This window comes from Seinonella peptonophila (assembly GCF_900129355.1).
Classification (GTDB): domain Bacteria; phylum Bacillota; class Bacilli; order Thermoactinomycetales; family Thermoactinomycetaceae; genus Seinonella; species Seinonella peptonophila.
Genome location: NZ_FQVL01000035.1, coordinates 1 through 1,667 on the forward strand (window position 1 = coordinate 1; position 1,667 = coordinate 1,667).

Below are 1,667 nucleotides of genomic sequence, written 5' to 3' on the forward strand. Positions count from 1 at the left end.
GGTAAATACTTTGTCTACACTCTCCAACGAGGTAGAACCTTTGATGCTTCTTTTTATCTGATCTAAACCGATGTTAGATCTGGTACATCGAAGTTTTTACTCAAGTAGGTTATGAATTATTTGCTTTTTTCTCTTGTTGGTACAACATCCAACTCACGATCAACATGTATACTACGGTTACGATATGAATCCATGATGGCGTTTTATCTACTGCATTTTGCCATACTACAATCGCATCGACTACAGGCGAACCGGTTGTAGCTAATAAAAATACCATAGATGCTTTTCTCATCCGAAACACCATCAATGCTAGTAAAAATACTCCGATGAATAAATCACGATCCGCTTTAATCCAAACAATCGGTTTGTCAGCAACATCTTGCAATGGTAGTCCAAAACCTTGTATTGCGGCTTCTGGTTGAAGAAATCCACTTACTCCTATATATTACATCAATAGTGTAACAACACCTACCAACCAAAATGTCACAGACTTTGGTCCCCAATATGATGAATTCATTTTATCTTTCTCCTTTTTCTATGCTTTTCGATATATTTCATGTCTATATAGCCATAAGACCATGTTAATGACGCGCTTTTTAGTAATGTACTAGATTAAAAAGTAAGGTGGTTGACGAACCGAATGATTCATACTTGTGAATGCCTCATCGAAATAGTGATCAATGTGCTAGGTGACAAATAGATTCAAATGGGATTAGGATTTAATAGAATTCTTCCACGACTATGCCTGCCTTCGCTTTGTATGTGTGCTTCCTCTGCCTTGCTCAATGGGTATATCTTGTCAATTTCCGCTCTGATGGTGCCATCCGCAATCAGTTGCGCTACCGCTTTATTGTCCTCATACGTAGGAAACGCCGAGCTAAGTTTAGCTGTAACTTCGAATGTGTGTGCTTTCTTTTGAGATGGAGGCTGCACCAATGAAACGAGCCTTCCACCTGGTTTCAATACCGACCATGATCGATCTTGCGTGTTACCCCCAACCAAATCGACGACCAAATCGACATCCTTTGTAACTTCTTCAAATGGAGTCGTCGTATAATCGATCACTTGATCCGCCCCCAATGATTTTACGTAATCGAGATTAGTACTTGAAGCGGTGCCGATCACTCTTGCTCCCTTCCATTTAGCCAATTGAACAGCGAATTGTCCTACCCCACCAGCCGCTGCATGAATCAGAACGGTCTGACCGGATTCCAGATTTCCTTCTGTGAACAAAGCTTTCCAAGCTGATTCGGCTCCTGCTCCAATCGTAGCAGCCTCTTCAAGCGAAAGATTCTCGGGCACATGCAACATCCCGTTTAAATATGGTTCAGAAACTGGAACGATCCCAAATTCTGAATAAGATCCGTTCATTTTACCGAAAACGAAGTCACCTACTTTGAATTCCGTTACGTTGTCGCCCACCGATTCAATAATGCCGGAAAAAACGGCTCCTGGAATATACGGTAGAGGCTGAGGAAATATATCCTTGGTCATTCCACTGCGAATTTTCCAATCCAGTGGAATGACTGCTGAATATACAACCTGGACAAGAACTTCGCCGGATTGCGGCTCTGGACGCTCCACATCTTCCAATGTGAGCACTCCTGGATTGCCGAACTCATGAACACGAATAGCTTTCATATAGGTTTTTGACATTTAAATCATAC

The 1,667-nt window shown here is 41.8% G+C and carries 2 protein-coding genes; both read right to left on the reverse strand.

The features are described 5' to 3' along the window. Positions 1–109 precede the first annotated feature (109 nt). Positions 110–442: a DUF4267 domain-containing protein gene (locus tag BUB71_RS18730; protein WP_084731841.1), complete on the reverse strand. Its 333-nt coding sequence runs from the start codon at positions 440–442 to the stop codon at positions 110–112. 260 nt (positions 443–702) lie between these two features. Next, entirely contained in the window at positions 703–1,602 is a 900-nt protein-coding gene (locus BUB71_RS18735; RefSeq protein WP_245815734.1) for an NADP-dependent oxidoreductase, read from the reverse strand. Positions 1,603–1,667 lie beyond the last annotated feature (65 nt).